The 25,923-nt window shown below is 59.2% G+C and carries 37 protein-coding genes and 1 tRNA gene; 36 read left to right on the plus strand and 2 right to left on the minus strand.

Annotated features, from left to right (window positions below):
• Positions 1 to 53 precede the first annotated feature (53 nt).
• The 25 genes from ACV7JP_RS02140 to ACV7JP_RS02260 all read left to right on the plus strand — a co-directional run bounded on the left by ACV7JP_RS02140 (position 54) and on the right by ACV7JP_RS02260 (position 16,954).
• Positions 54 to 284, plus strand: a complete 231-nt coding sequence (locus ACV7JP_RS02140) for a hypothetical protein (protein WP_457797615.1) — start codon at positions 54 to 56, stop codon at positions 282 to 284.
• A 229-nt stretch (positions 285 to 513) separates the two neighbouring features.
• Positions 514 to 780 carry a hypothetical protein gene (locus tag ACV7JP_RS02145; RefSeq protein WP_457797616.1) on the plus strand — a complete coding sequence of 89 codons (267 nt, stop codon included), beginning with the start codon at positions 514 to 516 and terminating at the stop codon, positions 778 to 780.
• A 330-nt stretch (positions 781 to 1,110) separates the two neighbouring features.
• Positions 1,111 to 1,440 (plus strand): hypothetical protein, encoded by a 330-nt coding sequence (locus ACV7JP_RS02150; protein ID WP_457797617.1) that lies wholly within the window; start codon positions 1,111 to 1,113, stop codon positions 1,438 to 1,440.
• 214 nt (positions 1,441 to 1,654) lie between these two features.
• Positions 1,655 to 2,137 (plus strand): hypothetical protein, encoded by a 483-nt coding sequence (locus ACV7JP_RS02155; RefSeq protein ID WP_457797618.1) that lies wholly within the window; start codon positions 1,655 to 1,657, stop codon positions 2,135 to 2,137.
• 108 nt (positions 2,138 to 2,245) lie between these two features.
• A tRNA-Gly gene (locus ACV7JP_RS02160) sits at positions 2,246 to 2,319 on the plus strand.
• 781 nt (positions 2,320 to 3,100) lie between these two features.
• Positions 3,101 to 3,304 carry a hypothetical protein gene (locus ACV7JP_RS02165; protein ID WP_457797619.1) on the plus strand — a complete coding sequence of 68 codons (204 nt, stop codon included), beginning with the start codon at positions 3,101 to 3,103 and terminating at the stop codon, positions 3,302 to 3,304.
• Positions 3,305 to 3,430: 126 nt separating this feature from the next.
• Positions 3,431 to 3,901 (plus strand): terminase large subunit domain-containing protein, encoded by a 471-nt coding sequence (locus tag ACV7JP_RS02170; RefSeq protein WP_457797620.1) that lies wholly within the window; start codon positions 3,431 to 3,433, stop codon positions 3,899 to 3,901.
• Complete coding sequence (gene terL, locus ACV7JP_RS02175; protein WP_457797621.1) at positions 3,895 to 4,824, plus strand: phage terminase large subunit; 930 nt, start codon at positions 3,895 to 3,897, stop codon at positions 4,822 to 4,824. Before ACV7JP_RS02170 ends, terL begins: the two co-directional genes overlap by 7 nt.
• Positions 4,736 to 6,679 (plus strand): portal protein, encoded by a 1,944-nt coding sequence (locus tag ACV7JP_RS02180; protein ID WP_457797622.1) that lies wholly within the window; start codon positions 4,736 to 4,738, stop codon positions 6,677 to 6,679. The genes terL and ACV7JP_RS02180 overlap by 89 nt, the downstream gene beginning before the upstream one ends.
• Complete coding sequence (locus ACV7JP_RS02185; RefSeq protein ID WP_457797623.1) at positions 6,676 to 7,062, plus strand: hypothetical protein; 387 nt, start codon at positions 6,676 to 6,678, stop codon at positions 7,060 to 7,062. Before ACV7JP_RS02180 ends, ACV7JP_RS02185 begins: the two co-directional genes overlap by 4 nt.
• Positions 7,063 to 7,461 carry a hypothetical protein gene (locus ACV7JP_RS02190; protein ID WP_457797624.1) on the plus strand — a complete coding sequence of 133 codons (399 nt, stop codon included), beginning with the start codon at positions 7,063 to 7,065 and terminating at the stop codon, positions 7,459 to 7,461. It abuts the gene before it with no gap.
• Between the two features lie 126 nt (positions 7,462 to 7,587).
• Complete coding sequence (locus ACV7JP_RS02195; RefSeq protein WP_457797625.1) at positions 7,588 to 8,175, plus strand: hypothetical protein; 588 nt, start codon at positions 7,588 to 7,590, stop codon at positions 8,173 to 8,175.
• Positions 8,172 to 8,381 carry a hypothetical protein gene (locus ACV7JP_RS02200; RefSeq protein ID WP_457797626.1) on the plus strand — a complete coding sequence of 70 codons (210 nt, stop codon included), beginning with the start codon at positions 8,172 to 8,174 and terminating at the stop codon, positions 8,379 to 8,381. The genes ACV7JP_RS02195 and ACV7JP_RS02200 overlap by 4 nt, the downstream gene beginning before the upstream one ends.
• Before the next feature lie 77 nt (positions 8,382 to 8,458).
• Complete coding sequence (locus ACV7JP_RS02205) at positions 8,459 to 9,565, plus strand: N4-gp56 family major capsid protein (protein WP_457797627.1); 1,107 nt, start codon at positions 8,459 to 8,461, stop codon at positions 9,563 to 9,565.
• Positions 9,566 to 9,750: 185 nt separating this feature from the next.
• Positions 9,751 to 10,110, plus strand: coding sequence for a hypothetical protein (locus tag ACV7JP_RS02210; RefSeq protein ID WP_457797628.1), 360 nt, complete (start codon positions 9,751 to 9,753; stop codon positions 10,108 to 10,110).
• Positions 10,111 to 10,158: 48 nt separating this feature from the next.
• Positions 10,159 to 10,488 (plus strand): hypothetical protein, encoded by a 330-nt coding sequence (locus ACV7JP_RS02215; protein ID WP_457797629.1) that lies wholly within the window; start codon positions 10,159 to 10,161, stop codon positions 10,486 to 10,488.
• Between the two features lie 3 nt (positions 10,489 to 10,491).
• The gene (locus tag ACV7JP_RS02220; protein WP_457797630.1) at positions 10,492 to 10,851 is read left to right on the plus strand and encodes a hypothetical protein; all 360 of its coding nucleotides are present in this window, start codon (positions 10,492 to 10,494) and stop codon (positions 10,849 to 10,851) included.
• The gene (locus ACV7JP_RS02225; protein WP_457797631.1) at positions 10,851 to 11,348 is read left to right on the plus strand and encodes a hypothetical protein; all 498 of its coding nucleotides are present in this window, start codon (positions 10,851 to 10,853) and stop codon (positions 11,346 to 11,348) included. Before ACV7JP_RS02220 ends, ACV7JP_RS02225 begins: the two co-directional genes overlap by 1 nt.
• A 29-nt stretch (positions 11,349 to 11,377) precedes the next feature.
• Positions 11,378 to 12,280, plus strand: a complete 903-nt coding sequence (locus ACV7JP_RS02230; protein WP_457797632.1) for a hypothetical protein — start codon at positions 11,378 to 11,380, stop codon at positions 12,278 to 12,280.
• A 144-nt stretch (positions 12,281 to 12,424) separates the two neighbouring features.
• Complete coding sequence (locus tag ACV7JP_RS02235) at positions 12,425 to 12,886, plus strand: hypothetical protein (RefSeq protein ID WP_457797633.1); 462 nt, start codon at positions 12,425 to 12,427, stop codon at positions 12,884 to 12,886.
• Entirely contained in the window at positions 12,883 to 13,119 is a 237-nt protein-coding gene (locus ACV7JP_RS02240; RefSeq protein ID WP_457797634.1) for a hypothetical protein, read from the plus strand. The genes ACV7JP_RS02235 and ACV7JP_RS02240 overlap by 4 nt, the downstream gene beginning before the upstream one ends.
• Positions 13,119 to 13,745, plus strand: coding sequence for a hypothetical protein (locus ACV7JP_RS02245; protein WP_457797635.1), 627 nt, complete (start codon positions 13,119 to 13,121; stop codon positions 13,743 to 13,745). The genes ACV7JP_RS02240 and ACV7JP_RS02245 overlap by 1 nt, the downstream gene beginning before the upstream one ends.
• Positions 13,688 to 14,791: a hypothetical protein gene (locus ACV7JP_RS02250; protein ID WP_457797636.1), complete on the plus strand. Its 1,104-nt coding sequence runs from the start codon at positions 13,688 to 13,690 to the stop codon at positions 14,789 to 14,791. Before ACV7JP_RS02245 ends, ACV7JP_RS02250 begins: the two co-directional genes overlap by 58 nt.
• A 498-nt stretch (positions 14,792 to 15,289) precedes the next feature.
• Complete coding sequence (locus tag ACV7JP_RS02255) at positions 15,290 to 16,204, plus strand: hypothetical protein (RefSeq protein ID WP_457797637.1); 915 nt, start codon at positions 15,290 to 15,292, stop codon at positions 16,202 to 16,204.
• A 159-nt stretch (positions 16,205 to 16,363) separates the two neighbouring features.
• Entirely contained in the window at positions 16,364 to 16,954 is a 591-nt protein-coding gene (locus ACV7JP_RS02260) for a hypothetical protein (protein ID WP_457797638.1), read from the plus strand.
• Positions 16,955 to 16,970: 16 nt separating this feature from the next.
• Here ACV7JP_RS02260 and ACV7JP_RS02265 read toward each other — a convergent pair whose 3' ends face one another.
• Together ACV7JP_RS02265 and ACV7JP_RS02270 are read right to left on the minus strand one after the other, a co-directional pair.
• Positions 16,971 to 17,558: a hypothetical protein gene (locus ACV7JP_RS02265; RefSeq protein ID WP_457797639.1), complete on the minus strand. Its 588-nt coding sequence runs from the start codon at positions 17,556 to 17,558 to the stop codon at positions 16,971 to 16,973.
• A gap of 741 nt (positions 17,559 to 18,299) precedes the next feature.
• A complete protein-coding gene (locus ACV7JP_RS02270) occupies positions 18,300 to 18,605 on the minus strand; it encodes a BrnT family toxin (protein WP_457797640.1) in 306 nt (101 codons plus the stop codon).
• Between the two features lie 144 nt (positions 18,606 to 18,749).
• On the opposite strand from ACV7JP_RS02270, the gene ACV7JP_RS02275 reads away from it, so the two are divergent.
• The 11 genes from ACV7JP_RS02275 to tnpB all read left to right on the plus strand — a co-directional run bounded on the left by ACV7JP_RS02275 (position 18,750) and on the right by tnpB (position 25,900).
• Positions 18,750 to 19,403, plus strand: coding sequence for a hypothetical protein (locus tag ACV7JP_RS02275; RefSeq protein WP_457797641.1), 654 nt, complete (start codon positions 18,750 to 18,752; stop codon positions 19,401 to 19,403).
• 53 nt (positions 19,404 to 19,456) lie between these two features.
• Positions 19,457 to 19,870, plus strand: a complete 414-nt coding sequence (locus ACV7JP_RS02280; RefSeq protein ID WP_457797642.1) for a hypothetical protein — start codon at positions 19,457 to 19,459, stop codon at positions 19,868 to 19,870.
• Positions 19,871 to 19,879: 9 nt separating this feature from the next.
• Positions 19,880 to 20,227 (plus strand): hypothetical protein, encoded by a 348-nt coding sequence (locus ACV7JP_RS02285; RefSeq protein WP_457797643.1) that lies wholly within the window; start codon positions 19,880 to 19,882, stop codon positions 20,225 to 20,227.
• Positions 20,227 to 20,574, plus strand: coding sequence for a hypothetical protein (locus tag ACV7JP_RS02290; RefSeq protein ID WP_457797644.1), 348 nt, complete (start codon positions 20,227 to 20,229; stop codon positions 20,572 to 20,574). Before ACV7JP_RS02285 ends, ACV7JP_RS02290 begins: the two co-directional genes overlap by 1 nt.
• 14 nt (positions 20,575 to 20,588) lie before the next feature.
• Positions 20,589 to 22,445, plus strand: a complete 1,857-nt coding sequence (locus ACV7JP_RS02295) for a hypothetical protein (RefSeq protein ID WP_457797645.1) — start codon at positions 20,589 to 20,591, stop codon at positions 22,443 to 22,445.
• 388 nt (positions 22,446 to 22,833) lie between these two features.
• Positions 22,834 to 23,049 (plus strand): hypothetical protein, encoded by a 216-nt coding sequence (locus ACV7JP_RS02300; RefSeq protein ID WP_457797646.1) that lies wholly within the window; start codon positions 22,834 to 22,836, stop codon positions 23,047 to 23,049.
• A 286-nt stretch (positions 23,050 to 23,335) separates the two neighbouring features.
• Positions 23,336 to 24,112 carry a hypothetical protein gene (locus ACV7JP_RS02305; protein WP_457797647.1) on the plus strand — a complete coding sequence of 259 codons (777 nt, stop codon included), beginning with the start codon at positions 23,336 to 23,338 and terminating at the stop codon, positions 24,110 to 24,112.
• A 278-nt stretch (positions 24,113 to 24,390) separates the two neighbouring features.
• A complete protein-coding gene (locus ACV7JP_RS02310; protein WP_457797648.1) occupies positions 24,391 to 25,011 on the plus strand; it encodes a hypothetical protein in 621 nt (206 codons plus the stop codon).
• 96 nt (positions 25,012 to 25,107) lie between these two features.
• On the plus strand, positions 25,108 to 25,329 hold the full coding sequence (locus ACV7JP_RS02315) for a transposase (RefSeq protein ID WP_457797106.1): 222 nt from the start codon (positions 25,108 to 25,110) through the stop codon (positions 25,327 to 25,329).
• 77 nt (positions 25,330 to 25,406) lie between these two features.
• On the plus strand, positions 25,407 to 25,535 hold the full coding sequence (locus ACV7JP_RS02320) for a hypothetical protein (RefSeq protein ID WP_457797107.1): 129 nt from the start codon (positions 25,407 to 25,409) through the stop codon (positions 25,533 to 25,535).
• Complete coding sequence (gene tnpB, locus ACV7JP_RS02325; protein WP_457797227.1) at positions 25,532 to 25,900, plus strand: IS66 family insertion sequence element accessory protein TnpB; 369 nt, start codon at positions 25,532 to 25,534, stop codon at positions 25,898 to 25,900. The genes ACV7JP_RS02320 and tnpB overlap by 4 nt, the downstream gene beginning before the upstream one ends.
• Positions 25,901 to 25,923 lie beyond the last annotated feature (23 nt).

Raw genomic sequence — 25,923 nt, forward strand, 5'->3', positions numbered from 1 at the left:
CCTGGCGTTCTCATTCTGAGGGCGTTCGGGAAATGGTGACGAGGGAAATTGAAATGATCAGCAGCAAAATCGAAATCTTCTGGATGGTCCACGGCGATGGCCCGACGAACGTCCGCCATTCATGCCGAGAGATCGCAGAGCGCGAGGCCGAACGATTGGCACGGAACAATCCAGGCCATCCGTTCTACGTCCTCCGCGCCGTCGCTCGGTATCGTAGGGTTGAGGTTGAGCGCGTGGACTTGGAGCCGACTAGCGTCGGCCTAGATGGCGAGCCGCCGTTTTGAAGGGCGACGAGATGGCCGAAACATTCGAGGAAATGGTTGCGAGAAACATGGCGGCGGCGCGCGAACGACCAGATAACCGTCCTGATGGGACGGGTATTGATGACGGCGTGTGGCTCCCTGGCCAAGCGCCTCGCAAGAAGCCAGCGCCAAAGTCTGCATTTGAAACGTCAGAAATTCGCGCGAGGGCGTGGGAAACGCGGCGCGAGAAATATGGGGAGTTCGGCCACAGATGAGAAACGATGAGGATGATGGATCTCTCGACGGGTTCCAGCCTGAAACAATCAAAGCGCTATGCCAAAAGGCGATGCGGGAACGCGACGAAGCGGACGAGCGCATTGAGTTGATGGCGCAAGATTATGAGGCGTTATCTCAGAAACACAAAGCTATGTTCGCAAATTTCAGCTCAATGAGCCGCCGAGCGCATGAAGCTGAAGAGCGCCTCGCGCAAGAGATAGACGCGCGGATGGAATTGCAAAAAGGTTTGATGCGACGCTGAAGGTAGCAAAGAGATTGGTCGATTATATCGACAATGAAGGTCCGCCTGCGAAAGAATGGCAGGCAATAAGTGATACCACATCTGAGCTTGGCGCGCTGATCGGGAATGGAGGTGAAAAATGACAGAGCGTCGGAACATCGTCGAATTGAATATTCCGAAGACTGCGGATGAGCGCGCGGCATTTCTTATCGAAAGCTGTCTGCGCTGCAAATTCTCTGGAGGAAGCTATATCGCCCCCGACCATGACGTAAAACACTCAGGGATAAAATGCCGCCGGCATGCTCCGATTGTAACTGGAGGAATGCACGCGGCGACGATGACAATTTGGCCGTGGGTGTCTCCTACCGATTGGTGCGGGGATTTTATCTCAATGGAGTGCGCCGAATGACATGCAAACACGATTTCACCTGCTTCGTCGGCGTGGCGATCTTCGAAGACAAGCCCGGCAACGGCTCCATCGAAGTCAAAGGCCACTGCAAGCATTGCGGGACGCCTCTCGTCTTCCAAGGGCCGCGCGGCGCATCAGCGCCATTCCCGGTTGCGAGTGTTGCTCGCGAAGAGCTTCGCGCGCCTGTGACGTTCGGCCACGACGTCGAATTCAAGCCGGGTGCCACGGTCATGATCGACGGTCCTGAAATTAATCCGCCGCTGCGCCAGTGACCTTCGCCCTCGCCAGATTCCTCGCCGGCGCCTACTCCACCCGCGCCCGCATCGTCCGCCGCTATCCAAGCGGACCAAGAGTTATCCCAGTCCTTGTCCCTCGCCGGCGTTCTTCGGCTCAAATTCGGATAGCCGCTTAGGAGGCCATAATGCCGCGCGCCGGAAGAAAGAGAAAACTGGCGATCGATACCCCTGCGGGAAGCGAAAAACCGTCGTGCAGCAGATCGAGGAGGCCGAGCGCATTGCTGCAGATCGGGAGCGCCAAACCGCCCTTGCTCAGCCGCATCGCCGGGGAGAACGGTCGGAACTCGCGGAAAGCGCAATAGGCCGGTTCGTCCTCAAATACAAGATACGGACGGAATGCTACGCCGCCGCGCTCCGATATTGCGAGAAGAAACGTAAGTGGCTGGCGGCAGTTGGGGCCCCGCTCCCTGATCGTCTTGGCGGGTCAGGTGGAGATATCGAGTTCAGGAAGGTCAGGGAGTGGGCGGAAACGATCTTGGAATGGGAGACGGCCATGCGCGATGCCGGCGGGTCCAGCGGACTCCTATCTGTGGTCTGGATGGCCCTTCACGGTTACGACTTACCGCCTGGGGCATCGGTATCTGCTACGAAGGGCGCGCTCATGGCCCTATCGGTCGCCTGTGGGATGCTTGACGAGCGGGCGCTAGGCCGTATTGACAGAAGGGGAGAATAGCCTTAACTTCCGAAATCGACACTAGACGTCGTGCGCCCGGAACTGAAAAGTTGCCGGGCGATTTCGATTCAGGGCTGCGGCATTCCCCGCGCCAAACCAGACAATCTAGCGGATATAGCTCAGAGGTAGAGCCCCAGTCTTCCACACTGGCCGCGCGGGTTGGAATCCCGCTGTCCGCTCCACGATTATGCCTGCCGCCACAGCGCCACGCGATCACCTCCAGCAAGAGGCTCGCGCGCCAATTCTGGCGGAGCCATCTCTCATGGCTCCGGCGCCCAGCTGTGTGATCCGCGCCGATCTCCATGCCTTATCCATCCCCTCACCAAGCCAAGAAAGGACTACGCAATGGCCAAGTCGAAGAAGAAGATGGGCGGCAAGGGCGGCTGCTGATTGCGTCGCCGCCGTAGAATTGAACCAGGACCAATATCCCCGCCCATAACAAGGCGGGGTATTTTTATTGGGTAATAATGGCTCTCGAATCATATCATTATGCGTGGCTCTCAACCCACCCAAACCGAGATGAGAAATGGCTATCTGCCATGTTGGCGGATGGGTTTCACGTTCACCATTGCGACGGAGATCATTCAAACGACACGCCGTCCAATCTGGTCTTGATCGATGGCGTAGATCATATGCGCCTACACGGGATGAAACTTGAAAAGCCGCGCGCAAAAAATGGTGGGCGTAAGATTGGGTTAGCAGGACCAACGCCAGAGACGATAAAATCTGGGTCAATTGCCTACTATGCAAAAAGAATACCGGGAAAACATGGAAAGCTATTGGAGGCCGGAACGCGATGGTTGCGGCTAGGACGTTCGCAAAAGCAACCGGCCTACAGTGGCCAATAAGATGAAAAATGGCTAATCCGACTGGGAAAGGTCTGCCGCGAGGGCGTGGCCGTCCAAAGGGCGCAAAAATAAAATAGCGTTCGAAATTCGCGCTGCATGCCAGATGCATGGTGAAATGGCGATTAACGAGCTTGCGCGCCTCGCTCGTGAAGCGGAGAGCGACGCAGCCAAGATAGCCGCCATTAAAGAATTGCTCGACCGTGGCTATGGGAAAGCCCCGCAGCCTATCGATGGCGATGGCAAGGGCGGACCAATCCAGATTGTGAGCAAGCAACAGCGTGACGCAGCGGTCACAGCGGCTCTTAGAGCCGACACCTGAGGATTTCGCGTATTCTCGGCTAATCTCGTATGCCGCCTACCAGTGGCCTGATTACCGGGATGCGCCGCACCATCGGCTGATCGCGAGAAAACTCGAAGCGGTCGAGAGGGAGAGATTCCCCGCCTCATGATCTCCATGCCTCCACGACATGGTAAATCGATGCTGGCCAGCGAGTTCTTCCCCGCGTGGTATATCGGGCGTAACCCTGATCATTACGTGGTCACCGCAACATACGCGCAGGACCTCGCCGACGATTTCGGTCGAAAGGTCAAAAATCAGATCGAGGACCAAGCGTTTTCAGGAATTTTTCCTGGTGTGCGTCTCGCAGGAGACAGCAAGAGCGCAAAGCGGTTTCACATTGAACAGGATGGGGAGATTATCGAGGGCGGGTTTGAGCATCGCCTTCATCAAGCCGGCGCGTTTTATGCTGTCGGCGTCGGCGGTCCACTTACCGGCCGTGGCGCGCACCTTCTTTTGATCGATGATCCTGTTAAGAACAGGGAAGAGGCGGACTCTGAAACGATCCGCAAAAAACGCGCGATTGGTATACATCGACGGCCTACACTCGCCTCATGCCTGGCGGAAGGGTGGTGGTAATTCAGACCCGCTGGCACGAAGACGACCTAGCAGGGTGGCTGCTAAGAGAGCACGCCCATGAAGGGTGGGATGTCATCAGCCTCCCAGCGATATCTTCGATCGGAGAGGCGCTCTGGCCCGACCAATACGATATCGAGGCGTTGCATCGGATCAAGCGCGCGCTCCCATCTCGCGACTGGTCCGCTCTCTACCAGCAAGAACCGACGCCTGACGAGGGCGACTATTTCCGTTCCGAATGGATAGTCCCGGTCGCCTCCCTTCCGCCGCTCGCATCGCTGCGCGTCTATGGAGGGAGCGACTACGCCGTCACGAGCGGCGGTGGCGATTATACGGTCCACGCCGTTATCGGCCTCGATCCTGACGAGAATATGTATCTGCTCGACCTATGGCGCAGACAGGCCGCGTCTGATGAGTGGGTCGAATCGTGGTGCGATCTCGTCTTGAAATGGCGCCCGATCGAATGGGCTGAGGAAACTGGCCAGATAAAATCTGGCGTCGGCCCTTTCCTCGATCGTCGCTCACGCGAGCGGGAAGCCTATTGCGTCAGGACGCAGTTTCCGACGCGCGGAGATAAATCGGTCCGCGCTCAATCGATCCGCGGCAGGATGGCGATGCGTGGGCTGCGCGTCTTGGCTTCCGCGCCGTGGCGAAGCGAACTGACAAGCGAGCTTCTCCGCTTCCCGGCTGGGGTGCATGACGATTCCGTCGACGCGCTTGGCCTCGTCGGGCAGCTCCTAGACAAGATGCTTGGCGGGGACCGTCCGAAGTCTGACGCACCGAAGCGCCGCGAGAGTTGGTCAATGCAGGACGAGCCGGAAGATTCTGGAAGACGGTATGAGCGGCAATCTTCTGGACGTCAACGACCTCGTGCTGATGTTCGAGGACTCGGAAGAAGCGACTTCCGACGCGCGCAAACTTTCTGAGCGCGACCGCGACTATTACGACGGAGACCAGCTCACTTCCGCAGAATTGGCCGCCCTGTCGAAACGCCGCCAGCCTCCGGTCATCATCAACCGCATCAAGCGTAAGGTCGATTACCTTCGTGGGTTCGAGCAATCGCAGCGCGTCAATCCGCGCGCGCTCCCCCGCACGCCTCAGCATGACGACGACGCCTCGTCTATCGAACAGGCGCTTCGCTTCGTGTGCGACGAAGAGAATTTCGATTATAAGCGCTCAGACGTATTCGAAAACCTCGTCATTGAGGGCATGGGCGGATACGCCATCGGCGTGATGGAGCACGCTCGCGGCGTCGATATCACGATCGACCGCGTCCCGTGGGATCGGATGTTTTACGATCCTCATTCCAGGGAGCGGGATTTCTCGGACGCACGATATCTCGGGCTCGTCCGCTGGGAGGATTACAGCGAAGCCCTCGCGCAATATCCCGGCAGCGAGGAAATCCTGGACGCGACGCTCAACAGCGTCTCGATCAGCGATACATACGACGACAAGCCGGAATATCGGATTTGGGCGGACAAGCGGCGCAAGCGCGTCCGCATCTGCCAGATTTGGGTGAAGCGCGGCGATTCTTGGAATTTCGCTGAGTTCACCAAGGGAGGCATTCTCGTCGCCGGGCCGTCTCCTTACCTGACGGATGATGGAGAATCGGACTGCGGCCTGATCTACGGATCCGCCTACGTCTCTCGCGACAATGAGCGCTACGGCATCGTCCGGGAGATGATCTCACCTCAAGACGAGATCAACAAGCGTCGGTCGAAGGCATTGCATCGCTTGAGCACGACGCAGATGGTGTTCGAGCGCGGCGCCTTTCAGGACCCGGAGCGGGCTCGGACGCAGGCCGCGCGTCCGGATGGACAGATTGAGCTCAACCCAGGCCACTTTGAAAAGTTCAAATTCGAGACGCGAACCGACCTCGCCGCCGCTGACATGCAGATGTTGCAGGAGGCGAAAAACGAGATCGATATGATGGCGGGGAACATCGCGCTCCAGGGGAACGCGCTGCAAAAGACGGCGGCGTCAGGTCGCGCTATCATTGCTTCCCAGCAGGGCGGCGCAATGGAAATCGCGCCGATCATGGATTCGCTGCGCAGTCTCGACATTCGCGTCTTTCGCGCCGTATGGTATCGCATCCGCCAGTTCTGGACGGCTGAGAAGTGGATCAGGATCACCGACGACGAGCGCAATGTGCGCTGGCTCGGTCTGAACGTCGATCCGATGCAAGTTCAGATGGCGGCGGCGCAGAACCCTCAACTGGCGGAAAAGATCGCCGGCGTCATCGGCAACATCGCGGAACTCGACTGCGACATTATCATTGAGGATGCGCCGGACGGCCTGACGCCTCAGATGGAGCAGTTCCAGAGCCTGGTCGAGTTGAAGAAGATGGATGCGAATGGGGAGCTTCCTTTCCGCGCCATCGTCGCCGCTATGCCGAATCTTCGGAATCGCGAACAGGTTCTCGCCGCGATGGATCAAGGCAAGCAGCCGTCTCCGGAGGCCGCGCAGATGCAGCAGGCGTCTATGCAGTTGCAGTTCGCTGGAGCCAAAGCGAAGGTGGACGAGGCGCAAGCGAGCGCGCAGTTGAAACAGGCACAGGCCATAAAGGCCATGTCTGAGGCGCGCGCGACTGTTCCGCAGATGCAAGGCGAAGAAGGCCCGTCGCTATTCGACCAGCACATCCAAGCATCTGAATCGCGCGCGAAGATCGAGGATACGCTGGCCTCCGCTGATCTGAAACGAGCGAGCACGGCGAAGATCATGCAGGATATTGCGCTCGCGCCGCAGAAGATGGCGCGCGAAAATATGCAGAGAGGTCTATGATGAGGGCAGTCCTTGCCGCTGTCATCGCCGCATTCATGTCCGCCGGGGCCGCCCATGCCGTCGCACAGGTTCGCTATCCGCCGTCACAAATCGCGGCAGTGTCAGGGACGTTCGGGGCGACGGGACAAAGCGCGGCGTTCAGGCCGATCCCTGGGCCGATGTTCAACGTCACCATCAGCGGGACGTTCTCCGCGACGGTTCAGTTGGAGCGCTCTTTCAACGGCGGAAGCACGTGGCACCCGCTCACTGCGGGCGGCGTTTCCATCTATTCATGGACGGCGCCAGCGTCCGAACAGTTCGAGGATGACGAGTCCGATGTGATGTATCGCCTCAACTGCACGGCCTACACGTCCGGGACTGCCACGTATCGGATTTCGCAGTAAATGGCGAAAGGCAAAGACCGCGTCATTTGGTGTGATCGCAGTTTCTTCCCGGTTTATTTTGGCTTCTGTCCGAATGAGGCAGCGTGGGTGCGCGAGATGCGACGCCTCGGCGTCAAGAGCGAACCATACCCATCGTCCGATGGGAAGGTGACGTTTTTCGAGTGCAAGGGAGATGTCGCCGCAATCGTCACGCTATCGAAGAAAGATCGATGGCATTCGAAGGATGCCGTATTCGGCCTGATCGCTCATGAAGCCGTGCATGTCTGGCAGAAGATCAGGGATGAAATGGGGGAAGACAATCCATCTCCTGAATTCGAGGCTTACTCGATCCAGCACATCTTCATTCATCTTGCCGACGCTTACGCAAAAACACGCGCTCGCCAGAAGAAGAATCGCTAGACCAGCGACAAAGGTCCGCCGCCGCCGTGCGTAACGGGCGCTAGGAGATTCGCTCACTCCATGAACGAGCGGCCGTCGCCGGGCCTCGGGCGCATCGTGATCCTCACGTAAAAACGGAAAGATCAAATGACTGAACCTGACGATGATGTCGCCGGGCGCGAAGCTGCGTCCGCTGCTGATCAGAACGCCGATGCGAACGCCAACCAAGGCGCAGAGCAAGAGGCCCAGACCGCCGATGCGAACGCTTCGACGGAAGGCGCTGATGGCGAGCGCATGGTCCCTGTCGCCGCTCTCCAGAAAGAACGCGAGAAGGCCAAGCGCTACACGGATCAAGTGGCGCAGTTCGAACAGAAGCTCGAACAACAGAACCGTGCATGGGAAAGCCGGTTCGAGCAACTGATCGCGACGCTCAAACCGCAGCAGCAGCCGCAGCAGACCCCTGATTTCTTCGAAGACCCGCGCGCTGCGGTTCAGCACGAAGTCAGCCAATTCGCCGCGCCTCTTCAGCAGGCCATCATGCAGCAGCGGGAAACCATGTCCCGCATGATGGCGACCGAAAAGCACGGCGAACAAGCTGTTTCGGCGGCTTACCAGGGTTTATCCGAAAACTTCGGTCTGATCCTGGGAAGTATCAGGATGTCTATCGTCAGATCATGTCATCGCCGCACCCATACGGCGCCTTGGTCGAATGGCACGGCCGCGAGCAACTCATGAGTGAGATCGGCTCCGATCCTGCCAGCTATCGGGAAAAGCTCAAAGCCGAATTGTTGGCCGAACTCCAGAACGAAGGTCAGAAGACGCAGCAGGCCCAAAAGCCCGCCATGCCTTCGAACTTCGCGACGGGGCGCAACGTCGGCTCCCGCAGCGGCCCCGCATGGTCCGGGCCGCCGTCCTTCGAAGACATCTTCGACCGTCGATAATCAGCGCCTTTTTGGCATTGAACGCGTGCGCTTACGAGCGCGCGTGACGGCGGTCGTCTCTTAGAAAGATCACGCAAATGGCAGACACTACCGTCGCTGACGGCCTCAAGGTCAAACAGTGGGACTCCGACTTTTTCACGGAGGTCTCCCGCGACAATCGCTTTGCCGGAGAATTCGGCACCGCCGAGACGTCTCTCATCCAGGTCCGCGAAGACCTGACGAAGAAGCCGGGCGACCGCGTCGTCTTCGCCCTCGCGAACCGCCTGACCAATGAGGCCGTGACCGGCTCGAATTGGCTCGAGGGCAACGAAGAGCAGCAGAAGTTCCGCTCGTTCGAAGTCACCGTCAACAAGCGCCGCAACGGCACGCAGGTTGCGGAGATCGACGAGCAGTATTCCGCCGTCAGCATCCGCCAGGCCGCCAAGTTCACTCTCAAGGAATGGGCAATCGAGGACACGGAAAATCTCGTCATCCGCTCGATGACGTCGATCAATGGCGTCCGCTATTCCTCGGCGAGTGAGGCCCAGAAGGACGCGTGGCTCGTCGACAACGCCGACCGCGTGCTCTTCGGCAAGGTCCGCTCGAACAACTCCGCCAACGATCACAGCGCGTCTCTGGCGAATCTCGATACGACGAACGACCTGTTCAACACGGCAGCGATTTCGAAGATGAAGACGATCGCCGAGACGATCGCCAATCCTCGCATCAAGCCCGTTCGCTCGACCGTCGCCAAGAACGGCCGCAAATACTTCATCATCTACGCGCACCCTTACGCGTTCGACGATCTGAAGTCGGATACCGCACTTCAGGCGGCGCAAAAGGATGTGGTGCTGACGATGGAGAACGAGCGCCTCTTCGAAGGCGGCGATCTCTATTGGGACGGCTGCATCATCAAGAAGATCGAACAGGCGTCGTCTGAGTGGAATCTCGGCTTGGTCGGCAACGGCGCCAACACGACGGTTGTCGGCGCATTCCTGTGCGGCGCTCAGGCGTTCGGCGCGGCCTACGCCAAGCGTTGGCAGTCGAAGACGCAGACCCGCGATTACGGCGACAAATACGGCGTCGCGATCGAGTCGATCTACGGGATCGAGAAGATGCGTTTTGGCTCCGGCGCCGGGGATACGGACGACCAGAAAGATCACGGCATCGTGACGGGGTGGTTCGCGACCGCCGGGCTCTCCTGATGAACCAAAGGGAGGGTCAACGCTCTCCCTTCTTTTTCTGAATTTGGAGCATCTCAAATGGGAACTCTTACGGCTGACCGCGCGGCGGACGGATTCCCCGTATTCAAGCCTGCGGGCTCGGGGCCGTCGCTGCGGCGTATGGGAAATATACGTGGGCTGCGGCGCTTGGGGCCGACACCATCGAAATGTGCAAGCTGCCGGCCGGCGCCGTCGTTATTGGCGGCTGGGTCATGGGCGACGATCTCGACACTGGCACGGAAGCGCTCGATTTCGATATCGGATGGGCCGCGAACGGCGTCGAAGAGGCTGACCCGGATGGGTTCGGCAATTTCGGCGTGGTGACGGGAGACGCCTTCTCCGCCGGAAATCTGTCGATGAGCGCCGGCATCAATTATTGGCTCCCTTCGGTCACCGGCAGCAAACTGGCGGACCTCGGCCCCTTGTCTTTCTCCGCTGAGACGACCGTCACCGTCACGATAAACGCCGCGGCGAATGCGGGCGGGACCGGGACGCTGAGCGTCGTCTTGCTCTACGTCGTTCCTTGATCCGACAGGCGGGGAGAAATCCCCGCCTTATTCAACTGTGAGGCGATTATGCCGGAATACCGTTTCATTGGCGATCCGCGCGACAGGAAATCTGGGCCGAATACGCTCGACTTCCGTGGACACGTTTTCAGGCGCGATGGCTGGACGTTGGTCGAAGACGCGGAGCTTGCCGCGAAGCTCGACGGTAATTCGCATTTCGAGCGCCGAGCGGCTGCGGAGCCAGTTGAAGTGGAGCGCCGACCCGTCGCGCTCTCTGAGGACCGAGACGCGCTTGTTGCGCGTGCCGAAGCGCTCGGGATTGCCGTGGATGGACGCTGGGGCTTGCCCCGCATCCAATCCGAGATCGCTGCTGCGGAAGCGCGGGCGGCTGAGGGCTGATCGATGAAGACCGCGCGCGATTTGTATGTTTACACCCTTGAGAACGCGCTTGGCGTCGTCGGGACCGGACAGCCGGTCGAAGAAGACGACATCCAAACGCTTCGCAAGGCGCTCCCGTCGCTTCTCGCGATGCTGCGCCGCATGGACGTGGCGGATGTTCGGATCAACCCGGATAACGAGGCCTATGAGAGCATCCCGGAAGAGGTGCTTTCGCCGCTCGCCGATCTTCTGGCGAACGAGGTTGCGCAGTCCTATGGGAGGGCCAAGGCGGACCGCGCCGGGATGGATATCCTGCTTGGCGCTCTTGCGCGCGTGACCGCCAATTCTCCGCATTACATGCCCCAGGTCGTAGACTACTTCTGATGGCCGGCGCCGTCGATATCCCTTTCCCGACGATCTCGAGCCCTGGGGAGCGCAAGCAGCTTTCCGGAGGCCGCCTCGTCAATGCGATCCTCGAGGAAATCGAGGGCGGGAAGATCATCCGCAAGCGCGCGCCGGGACTTCGGCGTTTCATCACCTCGGCGGATGGCAATGCGCATTGCCGGGGGATGATCGACGCAAATAGCGGGACGCTGCTCGTCGTCTATGATGGTGTAGTCGAGGCCGTTACCGGGAGCGGATCGACGAGCACGGTCCTTGGGGCCCTTCCTGGAAGCGATATCGTCACGCTCTCCAAGAACAACGCGACGACGCCGCAAATCGTGTGTGTGTCGCCGGCGACAGGCGCCTACGTGCTGACGGCGGGGGCGCTCCGGCGAACTATCCAGACGCGGACGTTGAAAGCCCGAACAGCGTATGCTTTGGTGAGGGATATTTCTTCTTCACCTATGGCGATGGGCGATGCAAGTCGAGTGATCTGAATTCGACGAGCATCAACGCGCTCAATGTCGTGAAAGCCGAATCCTCCTCCGGAGAATTGCGCCGTGGCGTCTATTATCGCGGCCAACTCTTCCTGATGAAGGAAGAGACGATCGAAGCATGGGGGCGGCCGGTAAATGCTTCTGGGTTCCCTCTCAACCGCGCGGCGGTCATTCCTCGCGGGCTCGCCGCGACGAACGCTGTCGCCGGGTGGGAAGGCAATTTCACGCAAAGCCTGATCTGGGTCGGCTCTGACAATATCGTCTATGCGCTCGACGGCTACAATCCGGTTCGGATTTCCAACCATGATATCGAAAACGATCTTCAAAGGCTCGCGAACAAGGACGAGCTACAAGCGTTCGTTTTCATGAATTCTGGGCATCCGTTTTGGGCGCTGAAATGCTCGCAATGGTGCTGGGTTCGCGATCTCCTGACCTCGACATGGCAGGAGAGGCAGAGCTATCTGTCCCCGACATGGCGCGCGTCTCAGTCGCATTATATGTGGGGAGATTGGCTGATCGGCGACGCCGCGACGGGATATATTTTCCGCCCAGACAAAGACGCCTATCGAGAGGATGCGTCGCCGCTTATCTGGGAGACGACGAGCCTTCCTGTCGAGAAGTTCCCGACGCGCTTCAATGTGCCGCGCGCGGATTTCAATTTTGCGGCGGGAACCGGAATCGCGCAAGGCGATCCGAACACGGATTACGACCCATCCGTCTCCATCGAATGGAGTGATGACGGCGGGGCGTCCTGGTCTGTCCCGCTCATTCGAAAGCTCGGGCAGCAAGGGAAATACGCCAACCGCATTGCGGTGAACCGGACAGGACGCACATCCGTCTATGGCCGGCAGTGGCGGTTGAAGGTGAGCGATCCCGTTTATGTCGGCTTGCTTGGCGGGGCCATGTTTACCGCTTTTGAGGCGCCCTACTGATGCCTGTGACGAAAAATCTTCCTTCGCTCCCCCTCCGGATGTCCCTTTCGTGAATCCTGGAACGGGAAAGATTTCGTTCGAATGGTATACCTTCCTGGTCGAGCTGATGGCCGTCCTTGAAGAGATGAAAGGGCTCATCCCGTAATGGCCGACAATCAGCAACTCGCGATGCTCGCCCGCATGGTCGGCGGACAGCAGGCTCTTGGTGCGCTTGGCGACGGCTACAAGAATGCCCAGAGCCGGTTCGATACGAATTTCTATACGCCTTATACGGGCTTTGGCGACAAAAGCCTCGCCATGCTCGGGAATGGGCTCGGGCTGAACGGCGCAGACGGGAGCAAGACGGCGCTCGACGCCTTCCGCTCCGCCAATCCGAGCTATCAGAACGAACTCGACACTGGGCTCGAGGCGATCAATCGATCTGCGGCGTCGCGAGGCATGCTCGCGAGCGGCAATAACTCGATGGACCTGATGAAGTTCGGACAGAACCTCGCCGATCAGAAGTTCGGCGATTGGCTGTCCCGCATCGGCGGCGGCGCACGATGGGCTTCAACGCCGCTCAGGGCCAGACCAGTCGTCAGGGAGCGCAAGCTGGCATTGACATGAACTACGGCTCCAACGCCGCTGGTGTCTGGAACAATCTCAGTGAAGACCTCGGTGGGATGATGATGAAGCAGGGCCAGCAGCAAAATCAAAATGGCCTTCTCGGCGGCATCCTTGGCGGGCTCAATCTCGGAATGGGCGTTTTGCAAGGGAACCCATTTGGGGTTGCTGACGGGCTGAAAAATATTGGTTTCGGTCTATTCGGCAACCCTCTCCCGAAGGGGAACATGTTCTGATGGCCGTTGATGGGATGCAGCTTTACTCGCTTCTGACGGGCCTTGGCGACCGCGTGCAGAAGTTTGGCGAGTCGCAGCGCCAGCAGCAATTGCTATCTGATCTCGGCTCGGCTATCGGCAGTGGCGACTACGCCGGAGCCGCGAAAAAGGCGTTGGCCGGGGGCGATCTCAGTTCCGGCCTAAAGCTTCTTGATCTTGGCCGTCAGATGACGCTCGACGACGAGGCGCGGAAGGCGCTCGGCGGCATTGGCGGGATGACGGGAGGCGTCACACCGAATCCGGCTGGCAGCAGCGCGTCCCCCAATTCCTATCGAGACGCGATCGCTTCAATCGAGAGCAAGGGGAGCGGCGACTATTCGGCTCTTGGCCCGGTCACCGGCGGGGATCGCGCCTATGGCCGTTACCAAGTCATGGGGAAAAACGTCCCGCAATGGACGTTGCAGGCGCTTGGCCACTCGCTGACGCCAGATCAGTTTCTCGCGGACCCAGCAGCGCAAGACAAGACCTTCGATACGATCTTCGGCGGCTATGTCCAGAAATACGGCAATCCGCAGGATGCTGCATCCATGTGGTTTACCGGGAAGCCGCTGGCGCAAGGGTCAGCGCCAGCGACGTCAACGGAATGACGGGCCGCGGCTATGTCGATCGGTTTACGCAAGCGCTTGGCGGCGCGAAGCCCGTGCAAGTCGCCGACGCTTCCGGCGCGATTCCCGCAAGCGCCGTCCCGCAAGACCAGCGCGCGGCTCTTGTCGCCGAGCGTGAACGACTCTCTCGCATCATGCCGGGCAGCGAGACGATGCAAAGAGCCGTCAAACAGCGTCTCGACGCCATCGATTTTCGGCTGAAGGAAGGCGACCGCGAAAGCTGGGCCACGGTGCGCCCGACTGACGTTGGCCTCCCTGGAGATTTCAAAGGCGTCGTCCAGCGGGACGCAAAAACGGGGCAAGTTCGCGTTCAGAAAGCAGGCCCTGATACGCAGGTTAATATCGACAGCCGGGGAGAAAGTGAGTTCACGAAGGAAACCGGGAAAGGCCTCGCCAAGAGGTTCCAGGATCTTTCAGACGAAGGGAGCGCCGCCGCTCAAGACATGGCGATGATTAAAGAGCTGCGCGATATTGGCGGCAACATCTCGACGGGCGGCGGCGCGGCGCTTCAGGGATGGCTCGCGTCGCACGGGATCAAATTAGGCGCGAATGTCGGACAGGTCGAAGCCTACAGCGCTCTTGTCGACAAGATGACGCCGCAACAGCGCGTTCCGGGCTCTGGCGCCACATCCGACTATGACGCGCGAATGTTCCGAAACAGCCTGCCGAGCCTCATCAACACGCCGGAGGGCAACGCGATCATCCAGACGACGCTTGCTGGCCTCGCGCAAAGCAAGATCGATCGCGCGGTAATCGCGGAACGTGCTCAGACCGGGGAGATCTCCTATAAGGACGCGATCAAGGAACTGCGCGCCCTGCCGAGCCCCTATGAGGCGTTTAAGAAGGTCAGGTCTGAGTTCGCCGTGCGGCAGAAGGGCGCCGAAGGTCAGGCGAACCAGGTGGGTGACCTCAAGGCGCCTCCCGCCGATCTCATAAGTGAGGCTCAATCCGCTTTGAAGGCGGGGAAGCCTCGCGACGCCGTAGTAAAGAAAATCCAAAGCCTAGGATTCGACCCGTCAAGGTTATGACCTTCGTCGTGAGCCATGCGCACACGTAAGAAATAACAGAAATGATCAGCGCTTTATTGCCGGGAGCGATTTCTTTCGCATCTTTCAGGACATCATAAAGCCAAGCTCCAACAGCCAGCATCACAACTGACTGGATAAGCAGCCATGCTTGATGGGATCGGTTCATAATGTCTCAGTTCAAAGGAGTGTTCGACGATATTCCGGCAGCTACGGCAAAAAGCCAGTTCGCCGGGGTTTTCGACGATATTCCTATCACACCCGCCAGTGGCGAGAAACCCGGAGTCGCGGAAGACGTCGGGCGCTCAACCGCTTCCGGTTTAGAGCGCGGGGTCGCGACCTTCCCTGGCATTGTCGGGGACGTGCAAGAGGCTTCGCGCTTTATCGGTAGGAAGCTCGGTTTCGAGCCCCCAGCGCTCGCTATTCGGCCGCATCTTCGGCCGCGAAACCGCCCCAACCTCGCGAGATACGGTCGGCTCCCTAGAAGCCATCGTCCCCGGCATGAACTACCGGCCCCAGACCACCGCCGGAGAATACGCCAGGACCATCGGCGAACTTGCTCCCTTGGCGGCGCTCGGCGGGGCCGGCCTTGCCGCCCGCGCCGGGAACGTCGCGAAATACGCCGTGGCGCCCGGCGCAGCTGTCGAAGCCACGAAGGAATTGGCGGCGGAAGGTAGTCTTCCTGCATGGGCTCCCGCAGCGGCTGGCGTCGCCGCGGGAATCGGCGCTGGCGGCCTGTCCGCTCTCGCCCACAGCCGGACGCCGGGCGCAATGGTCATGTCAGCGGCCCGCGGCATGACGTCATCGCAGCTCGACGCCATGGAAGCGCTGATGCGCGACGCCAAGACGATGGGCGTCGATCTGACCCGTGCGGAAGCCGCGCAGGCCGTCACCAAGGGCGGCACCGGCCTCGCCGATCTTCAGCGCATCGTCGAGGGCAATGGCGGCCTACGCGACTTGATGGCGCAGCGGCCGCAGCAGGTGGAGCAGGCCGGGCGCGCGGCGATCGATCGAATTGCGCCGGCTCCCGCCAATCCATCCATGATCGGCCCGCAAGTGCAGCGGGCCGCGCAAGGGACGATCCAGGACGTTCAGGGGTCCATCAACCGCCGCACGCGGCCATTGTATCAGGCCGCCGAACAGCAGAGCATGGGGCCGGCGGCGACGCAGGCTCTCGCCGCTGACCCGCTTTACGCCCGCGAGCTGCAAGCGGTCAGGAATGACCCGGCGCTGAACCGAACGATTGCACAACTGCCGGATGAAAGCCCTGTCGTCGCCGATCTAGTTCAACGTCGCCTTCGCGAGCGCGCGACGAACGCGGCCGTTCCTGGACAGGCGGATTCGTCCAATCTCGCTGCGGCGAACTATGGCGACGCGCAGAAGACCGCCTATCGAAATTCCGGCCGCATCGCCTGAATTGACGCAAGCGCGCGGCGCGCAAGAGGCGATGCGCGCGCAATTTCTCGAGCCCCTTATGGCTGGCCCAATTGGAAAGCTCGCCGAACGACCGGAGGTGAAAGGAGCGATCGAGGCGCTTTTCCCCGCAACCCGATCCCGAATAGCGCGCCGGAAGTCATGACGGCCGTGCAGGCAGTCTCCGCGCGTAACCCGATGGCCGCGCGTCAACTCGTCCGCGCCCATGTCGAAAGCGTCTTCAACGCTGCGACCCGCGATCTACAGGCGGGAGCAAACCAGTTCGGCGGCGCGTCATTCCGAGCGCAACTTGTCGGAAACTCGCAGCAAGCTGAGAACCTATCGGCGGCAATCCGTGGGCTCCCCGGCGGCGACGCTATCCTCCCCGGCTTTGACCGGATGCTCAAAGTCATGGAAGCGACCGGGCAGCGCCAGCGCATTGGCTCGCAGACAGCGTTCAATCAAGAGATCAACGCTGCGCTCAAATCCGGATCGCCAATTGGCGAAGTGGCGTCGGTAGCCGCTGGCGGCGGCTTAAAGCTACCGACACGCGTCAAAGAGACATTCGACCGCTGGAACCTTGGCCGGAACACAGGCGAGATTGCCCGTCTTCTGACTGATCCGCGGGCGGGAAAAGCGTTTCGCGCTCTCGCGGAAGCGCCGGTCGGGAGCGCGCGCATGACTGCCGCAGCGTCTCGCCTCGTCTACATCGCCAATGAGGCCCAACGAAAGAAGGGACACGCAAATGAATGAACAAGATAGCAATGGGTCACTTTCGCCCAGATCCGTCCAATCTGTTCTTTCGGAATATTTTTCTCGCCGCCTTAGTCTTATGACCACGTTGGCGGCCAATAGGCGGAAGCGTTTGGCGAAATTCGCGCGCTATAAGAAATTCCATGAGGCTTATCCCAGCGGCGTAGACGACGAGCGCGTCCGCTTTGACCTTGTCGACGGTCATATGGACGAAGTCCGTCTTGACGGTTCCTCTCGCAGAAGTTTTTACGGTTGAAATCTGGTCAGTCTCCGGATCGACACACCAAGTGTGATGGATGACCGCGTTTCTTAAATTGAATGACGACTCAATCTTCTCGACGATTTCTTCAAGTTCGACCAGAGATTCTATATCGTCTATTCTGATTTCTGCGGAGGCCATTAAGCAATTCAGTCGTTGAGGCATGGACATGTGGGATGTAATGGCCTGACCGTATTCGATATCAACACCTAGAAAGCAGTGGATGGCCATTTCGACAATGTGCTCAGTCTGGGCGGTTGACGCGGCCATGAGGCCAATAGCTGACAGAAGTTCTTGTGGAAGGTTCCGAGGGTCGAAATCGTAGACCTTGAAAGTGTCACTCATGAAAATCTCCATTGAGCATATTGGAGAAGCGGATGAAGCGGCATAAGCACCTATCGCTGCAGTCGCGATTGCCCATAACCTGAGTGATGCACAGGTTTTGAAAACGAAGCGCGGCAAAGGGCGGGACAATCAAAAATACAAAAAAAAAAAAAAAAAAAAAGCAGGGAGCCAGGTCCATGAGGAATGCACCAAGTGGTAGGACACCACACGCCTGAGAATGGTCTCAAAGGCTTGAGAGTCACACTTTGGTGGAGCCTGCATTTTTGAGGCTGGCATGGGCTCAGAAGAATGAACAGAGGCCCAGCTGAGGAACGGAATCACCTCCATTAACAAAACCATGCCATTACTGCTATGGAGATGCCTGATCAGTCTCAACACTGGAGAGAGTTTGGCTCCCGTTCGTCCTGCGGTCTGCCAGAGGTTAAGTTGTCTGGTGGTGGGGCTACTTTGCTACCGTGCAAATTCCCTGCTTTGTTTAAAACTGTTTTGTTTTTGCTTGTGAGGAGTGCCTCCATCCCTACTAGGTCAGAGATGTCCCGGCTGTGGTTTCTAGTCCCATCTTTTTTTTTTTGGATATATTGCAATCTGTTTTTTTTTTGGCTGTGTCTATGTGTCCCGGGGGGGGGGGGGGGGGGGGGGGGGGGGGGGGGGGGTGAGGTTAGTGGGTTCCAGCTGTCGGCAAATTACCAGACAGGGTCTGGTCCTGCTGTTCTGACCAGCGGCCAGCTGCCATCCAGAGCTCTAACTCGGGGGCGCCGGGAGAAGTCCCCGGCGCCACGGACCAAAGTTGTGAAGGGATGTCACCCTGCTTACCCAATTCACCGAGATGAAGCGCGGCAGATCGCCTCGCCAGACGAAAACGCCGGTAAACAGCTTCTCCTCGACGACTCCGACAACCTTGAACCGTTCCTCGCCGTCAATTTCGCGGATGGACGGAATGATCAGGTAGTTGTCGTCCTCGAAAATCCGATCGCCAAAGGCCAGCGACAGCTTGTGCTTTTCGCGGTTTGCGGCGTCTTTGGCGGGGTCGAATCTGCCTTGCGTCATGAGATAATCTATACGGGATTTCCGTATAAGATGCAACAAGAAAATGGCTGGATCGGTGAATGCGCCCACTCTTCATAGAGGCCGCCGTAAGCGCATCATCTCAGTTGTGATCTTCAACAATCAATCCAATCGTCAGAGAGACTAATGTCCCATCTCTGGAACCCGCAAATCGCCCCGGTCTACGACGAGCAAGGCCGTATCGCCGATGGCGCGCTCGCTTATTTTTACCTCGCCAACACGTCGGAAAAGCTCACCGTCTATCAAGACTATGAGCTGACGACGCCGCATGCGTGGCCGGTCGTCGCGGACTATAATGGGGTCTTTCCGCCGGTCTTCATCGATTTCATCGACTATCGTATGCGTATCACGACGGCCGCTCACTATCCGCTGCGCGATGTCCCCCGCGTTGGAAACCCGGCCCCGCCCAGTTCAGGCGGCGGCGGCGGCGTGTCCGTCTCCGCAGATGAAATCTTTCAGACCGGCGACGTGATGTTCAACTTCACCGGAACCGCGCGCTCCGGCTGGGTGCGGATGAACGGGCGGACGGTGGGCAATGCCTCATCCGGGGCGACGGAATACGCGAACAGCGCGGCTCAAGACCTTTTCTCTTATCTCTGGAATGCCCTGCCAAATTCGCTCGCGCCTGTCTCCGGAGGGCGCGGGGCGTCTGCCTCGGCCGACTGGTCGGCCAACAAGACGATTGTCGTCCCAGATATGCGCGGCCGCGCCCGGTCGGCGCTGACGACATGGGAGCATCGGCGGCGAACACTATCCAGGTCTCCGGCACATGCACGGTGACCAACGGCTCTCCGACAATCACAGTCGCCAGCGCTACCGGCCTCGCGCGCGGCATGGCCATTATCATCGATAGCATTGCGAGCGGTATGATTACCGCCATCAGCGGGACGACGGTGACGCTCGATGCCGCATATGCAGGGACCAGCGGGGCGGGGAAATCTTTCCGCGCCTCGTTCTTCCCGGACGCGCAGCTTCTCGGCGGCTATGCCGGGGCTCAAACCGCGGCTGCAACCCTCGCCGAGATGCCGGCGCATACGCATAGCGTCACCGATCCCGGCCATGATCACGGGCTGAACTTCATCATCAATTATGCCGCAGGCGCTTCCGCAGGCGCGACGAACGGCGGCGGTTCTTCAGGGAACACGACAACCGATATGACCGGAATCAGCGTCCAGTCGAGCGGTCAGGGCCTACCCTCGAGCATCATGCAGCCGAGCCGCCTTGTCACATTCTATATGAAGCTGTGAGGGGCGCCCATGACGATGGTGCACGATCTTTGTGCGCCTGTCTCCAACAAAGGAGACTGGCATTACGCGACGCAGCTCCGATCTGAGGACAATACTGATCCGCTATGGGAAACGCCGCCGGCGGATTTGGAAACATCGATCGTCTTCGTGGATGCGCGCGGGCGGCAGGCTTACGCCACGAGTTCAGGAGATGGCCTGGTCACCGTCGAGAACGATAGCTATCTCACGATCGACCTTCCAGCCTCGTCTATGTCGTCTCTTTCTGATGGGCGCTACGCCGTGCACGTTAAATACGAAACGGCGGGGACAAAAACGCATTATCTCCTGGGCTATCTTCCTGTCTATGAGGGGTTCTGATGTCGGGATTTCATACGAATGAAGTAAAATTCCCCGCTCAGATCATCGTGGAGAGCCCGCTCGTTCTGGAGAAGGTAGGCGCCGTCTACACGATCCGGCTGGATACGACGGCCCTATTCGGAGGCGCAGTGTGGGTCGGGCAGCTTCATCATGCGCTGCGCACGCTCGGCACATATGACGCGGTCAACAATGCCGTAGACGCGACGCCATCCGACGCCATTCGCATCAGTTGGGACAAGGGATGGAGAACGTCGAAAAACGACGCTCTCTACAATTTCATCAAAGACGAGATCGGGCAAGCTGCCGCTGACGCCGCCTACAATCTCGCCCCCGGAATGATCATCTAAAGGATCGCCGCAACATGAAAGCTTTCCGCCTTGCGGTTTTCGCCGCGAGCCTCATTGTCGCGTCATTTGCTCAGGCGAGCGACTATAAGACGCTCACCATGGGTCTGAAGGAAGGCTCTCCCAACAGCACAATCGGAATTTATCTTGGCGGGCAGTGGTATCCAATCTTAGATGTCTCGACGACAGGCGCCGTTGATGTTTGGCGGAAGACGCTATCGGGGAGCGGCCAGAATGCGACGGCTACAGGATTTTCCCCAGCGAACCAATCCCTCTATTTGCAAGGGTCGCTGACAGGAAACGGTCTCGGACCATATGCGCTTATCGCACCGACCGACACGGCGACGAACACCACCTCCGGAGCCTTCATCAACGGCCTTTGGGTCTCTCATGTGATCGGAGCCGGGGCAGGAGAGGGCTCGCGCAATGCTTTCATGCCGACCCTCACTATCGCTAATCCGCTTCCTTGCACCAGCGGGGCGCATTGCTTCCATTCCGCCTCGTTCCCGCAGACCTATGTCAGCGCGAATCTCGGCGGAGACTCCGGCACGTCGAAAGGAGACGTTTACGGGAACAATGGCCTCGCCCAACTCGAAAGCGGCGCGACATATGTAAACGGCGTCACCGGAGGGGAATTCGACACATCCGTCCAGTCTGGAGCGAGTGTAAAATACAAGAGCGTGGTGACGGTCGCCTCGGTCAACAGCGACGCCGTCAAGGGCTCGACTTACGACGCGATGATGACGTTCATTCGCGACAATACGACACTGACGCCGTGGACGCTTGGCATCGGGTTTGGCCGCCCTGATTCCACATGGCCATTTGATAGTTCAAGCACCATCATCGGAACCACTGCGCCCGGCACAGGCTCGCGCGTTGCGAACTATGGCGTCGATTTGCGCGATGTCGCATTCTCGACGTGCGCATTCGCAGCCGATAATTTCTGTGCGAATTCGAAGCTGCTTTCGCTCCTGAGCGTTCCGAGCAATGACTTTTACTCAAACCTAGCGACTCCGCCGGCGGTCTCGAAACTCGGCGACCGCATCCAAATCGGCGACGCCATCGGCATGAGCATGGATTCCACGAGCCAGGCTTACACCGATCTCGCGAATATTCTGGGAACCAACCTGTCCATGGGTTGGATGCCGCGCGACGCGACCATGAACCTCGTGAACAAGGGCCAGATCGGCTACAGCGTTGTAAAGAACAATTATTTGATCAACGGCAATAATGCGCTTTTTCGTTCAGCGTTTGGTTTCACGGCGGGCGTAGACTGCGCATATGACGCGGGGGCCAGCGGCACGACCGCTTGCGAGTCTTTCTATGGCGAGGTTGTCCGACGCTCGCAATATGCGACAGCTCTTGGCATGGAGCTTGCCGTAGCGAACGCCTACGGCCCGGCCACGACTACTGGGCCCTACGCCTCGAATTATCAGGACAGCACGATCGGCATCAACTGCGACACGCATAACAGCACGGAGGCGCTGACATTCTACGTTCCGCAATCTTGCTTGACGATCGTATCGGTGCATCGCCCCGGATTTTACGCCCCGATCAATATCACGACGCATGCAGTCTACGGTACGAACGGGAAGCAGAATTACACGGTCAACGTGACTTATGTGAACGGTTCGAAAAACGCGCAACTCGACGCGGGCGCGGATATCGACCTGGTTCAAGGCGGTCAGTATGTGTCCGTCGCCGCGCCTGCGTTCCTGTCGACCTTGGTCGGGTATAACCCGACGACGAAAGCGATCGTTCTCGCAGACAACTTTTCCGGCCTCCGGCACATATTCCACCACATTCCAGAACCGGCAGGGCAACGCCATCCAGCTTTCGACAGGCTCCAAAGGGCAAGCGATTTTCGGCGCTAACACGGATCAATCGCAGGCTTGGTTCATCCGAGGAGATTTCGCGACGCCAGCATCCACTGGCCTCGGCCTTGTCTTCTCGCAATTCGGCATCGCCGGCGTAAGCACTGACGGGCTCGACACGCAGAAATTTTTCCTTGGAAACGACGGGGCGTTCTACTCCGGATCGACGAAGGTTGTCGGAGCCAGAGTTACGGGGTGGGGAACGGTATCCGGCACTATTAGTCGTTCCGCCTACGCCACTTACACCGCCGCGACGATTTCCAATCCCCGACTCAGGCGGAGGTGCAGGCCATCGCCGATGCGCTCCAGACGCTTTCCAGAACCTATGGGGCGCTGGAGACCGACATCACGGCCCATGGGCTCATCGGCCCATGATAAGGAGGAAGACGTGAAGAAGTTTACTGTTGCGCTCATGGCGCTCGTTGCCTTCCCGGCGCTTGCCGAGCCCAGCGCGCTTTCTGTCGATGAAATGACCAACCAGTATCTGGTCGAGACCGGGCAGCTCCGCGTGGAGCTCGGCAAGGCGCGCGCTGAAATCGCCTCGCTTCGAAAGCAGATCGAAGACGCCAGAAAGACGGTTCAGAAAGCCGACGAGAAGAAATAGAAGGACGCCATATGATGCCGCAGATGCTGGCCGCCATGATGGCGGCCTTTCTTTTGCGCTGTCCTCAGCGCCGGTTAGTGCAGACGTAGACCCCATCGCACGAGGAATCGCCAGTAATGCGCTGAGGTCTTCCCGTGGCATAGGATATGACATCCAGACGCATTTTGGAGCAATCTGTAACGGCGTATCGAACGATACGGCGGCGTTCCAAAGGGCAGCGGCTTCAGGACTTCCGATCTCAATTGGCCCTGTCACCTGTCTCGTTTCGAACTTCACCGCCGCTGGATTGTCGAAGTTCACGCTCCACGGTGTCGAAGGCGTCACGACGATCAAGCGCGCGTCTGCGACGGGCAGCGATTTCTTCACCGTATCCGCAACAGATATAGATATTGACGGCGTAGTGTTCGATATGAATTCTGCGAACGTCACCGCAGATCAGTGGGGCGTGCAGTTCAAAGACTACACGCATATTGTGATTAAGGATTCCGTATTCAAAAATAATTCCGGGACGCTCGGCGCTTGCTTGGTTCTCCGCAACCAGGGCACGGCCGTGCAGAATTCATTTTCTATTGTGAATATCAACGTAACAAATTGCGAGACGCTTGGCGCGGTATATCTCGCCAGCGTTACCAAGGGTAGTTTGCGTTCAAGCCTTATCCACGACACGACAGGCCCCGGCGTTGTCGTGCAATCCTATCTCACGCCGACCGCGACGAACCTTTCCAAAGATATTTGGCTTTCGGATTTACAGGTTGAGCGGACGGGCGGCGACGGAATCACCGTCGGCGGCTTCGGCGCGCCCTATGACCCAAGCGTAAATCGCGCGCAGAATGTCACTGTCGCCAACAGCCGCTTTCTCGACAATACGGGTTACGCTATTGCGCTTTATGGCTATGACGTCGCGGCGCTCGACAATACCGTTTACAAATCCGACGCCAGCGTTGTTCAATATGGCGGCATCAACTGCGCGCTGTCCACGCGCCCGGTCGTGCGCGGCAACAAGGTAAATGTGCTCGGGACTCTTTGGGGCATCGACTGCGGCGCTCGAACAACAGCATCATAGCCTACAACGAGGTGACGATAGATCAGGGAACCGCCTACAACGTCGGCGCCAGAACATCTCCGACGTGTCCCACAACCGCGCGACAGTGAGCGGAACTGGAACTGCTTTCGCCGTATACGACACAGAGACAGACGGCAACGACGTTGTGATGCCGACGGTTGCGAAGAGCATCAAGATCGTCGAAAACACGATCGTCATGTCGGGGGTCGACGACTGGAATCCGGCTGCACGACAATGTCGGCGGCGTCAAACTCGGCGGCTCGGCCAGCCCGGTCATTGTGCATAACAACCATTTCGTTAGGTCCGGCGGCGCGACTATCGCCAACGACATTATCTGGGCTGGGCAGGGTTCAAGCCTCGATATCGCCGACAATGACGATAACGGGCAGACGTATCAATTCGTGGACCCCGACGCCAATGGCGACGTGATCTACGATCTCGTCATCTCCGGGCCGCGCGGACGCGTATTCGGTCTGTCGAACTCGACGGATGTGCGGTCGATCATCCCGCGCCATTTCTCGAACTATGGCGGCGGCGGATCCGTGTTTTACGTTTCTCCCTCGGCGGCGGGCAGCAATTACACGGCGGCGACGACGATATCGGTCACGTGTTCCGGCAGCGGCCCCACTGGCTGGGCTGGGACGCCGATGATCTACAATGGCGGCATTATCGGCGTGCGCGTCACCAATCCTGGCACAGGATGCGTGGGGACGCCCTCCGCATCGGCGAGTGACAGCGGCGGGGGTTCTGGCGCGACTTTCACCGCCGGCAATACGCCGGCCCTTCCGGCGAATTCCCTTATGAGTTTCTTCTCCCCCACCGTTCGCGCGATGCGCTCCGGAGGAGGCTTTATCGGGCTTACCCCGGCGATCCCCCTGCAATTCATGATCGGATCGTAAGCGCTGTTCTGCTCCCACCTGTTTTGAGCGAGCGGTAGGGACGATAATCGGAGCGATAGAGGGCTCCGACACATGTCGATTTCAGAGCGTAAACATATGCCGGAGCCTGAAGCGTTTCCGGCGCGGCGGATCGAGGTCTTCACGGGCTCGGGGCGTCGGAGGACGTGGGGCGCGGATCAGAAAGCGGCGATTGTCGCTGAGAGCTTCGCGGAGGGCGCGAGCGTTTGTGAAGTGGCGCGGCGGCATGGTCTGACGCCGCAGCAGCTTTTACGTGGCGTCGTCAGGCGCGCAAAGAGACCGAGGCTCGCGAGGACGTAGGCGCGCCGCCATTGTTCGTTCCCGCAGTCACGCAAGGGCCTGCGCCCGCGCCGCTCACCAAACGCGAACGACGCGCTGTGCGCCAGGAAGTCGATTCGACGCCGACGATCGAACTTGAAGTTGATGGCGTCACGGTTCGGGTCGGACGCGGCGCGCAAGCAAAGACCATCGCTGCGGTGATCCGGGCGTTGAAAGCCGCCAAATGATCGGTCCGACGGGCGCGGTGCGCGTGATGGTGGCGACGAAGCCGGTCGACTTCCGCAAGGGCGCGGAGGGTCTCGCGGCGCTGGTGCGCGAGACGATACAGTGCGATCCCTTCGACGGCGCGATCTACGTCTTTCGCGCGAAGAGGGCGGACCGCATCAAGCTTGTCTTCTGGGACGGCACGGGTGTGTGCCTCTTCGCCAAGCGACTGGAGGACGGCGAGTTCCGCTGGCCGAAGATCGAAGACGGGGTGATGCGGTTGTCGGCGGCGCAATTTTCGGCGCTGCTGGAGGGGCTAGACTGGCGGCGCGTCACTGCGCGAAGGAGACGTCGGCGCCGGCCTTGTCGGGATGATGCGACACAGTGAATCAGGGCGTCGGAGAGCGTCGA

Source organism: Methylocystis sp. S23, assembly GCF_054106005.1.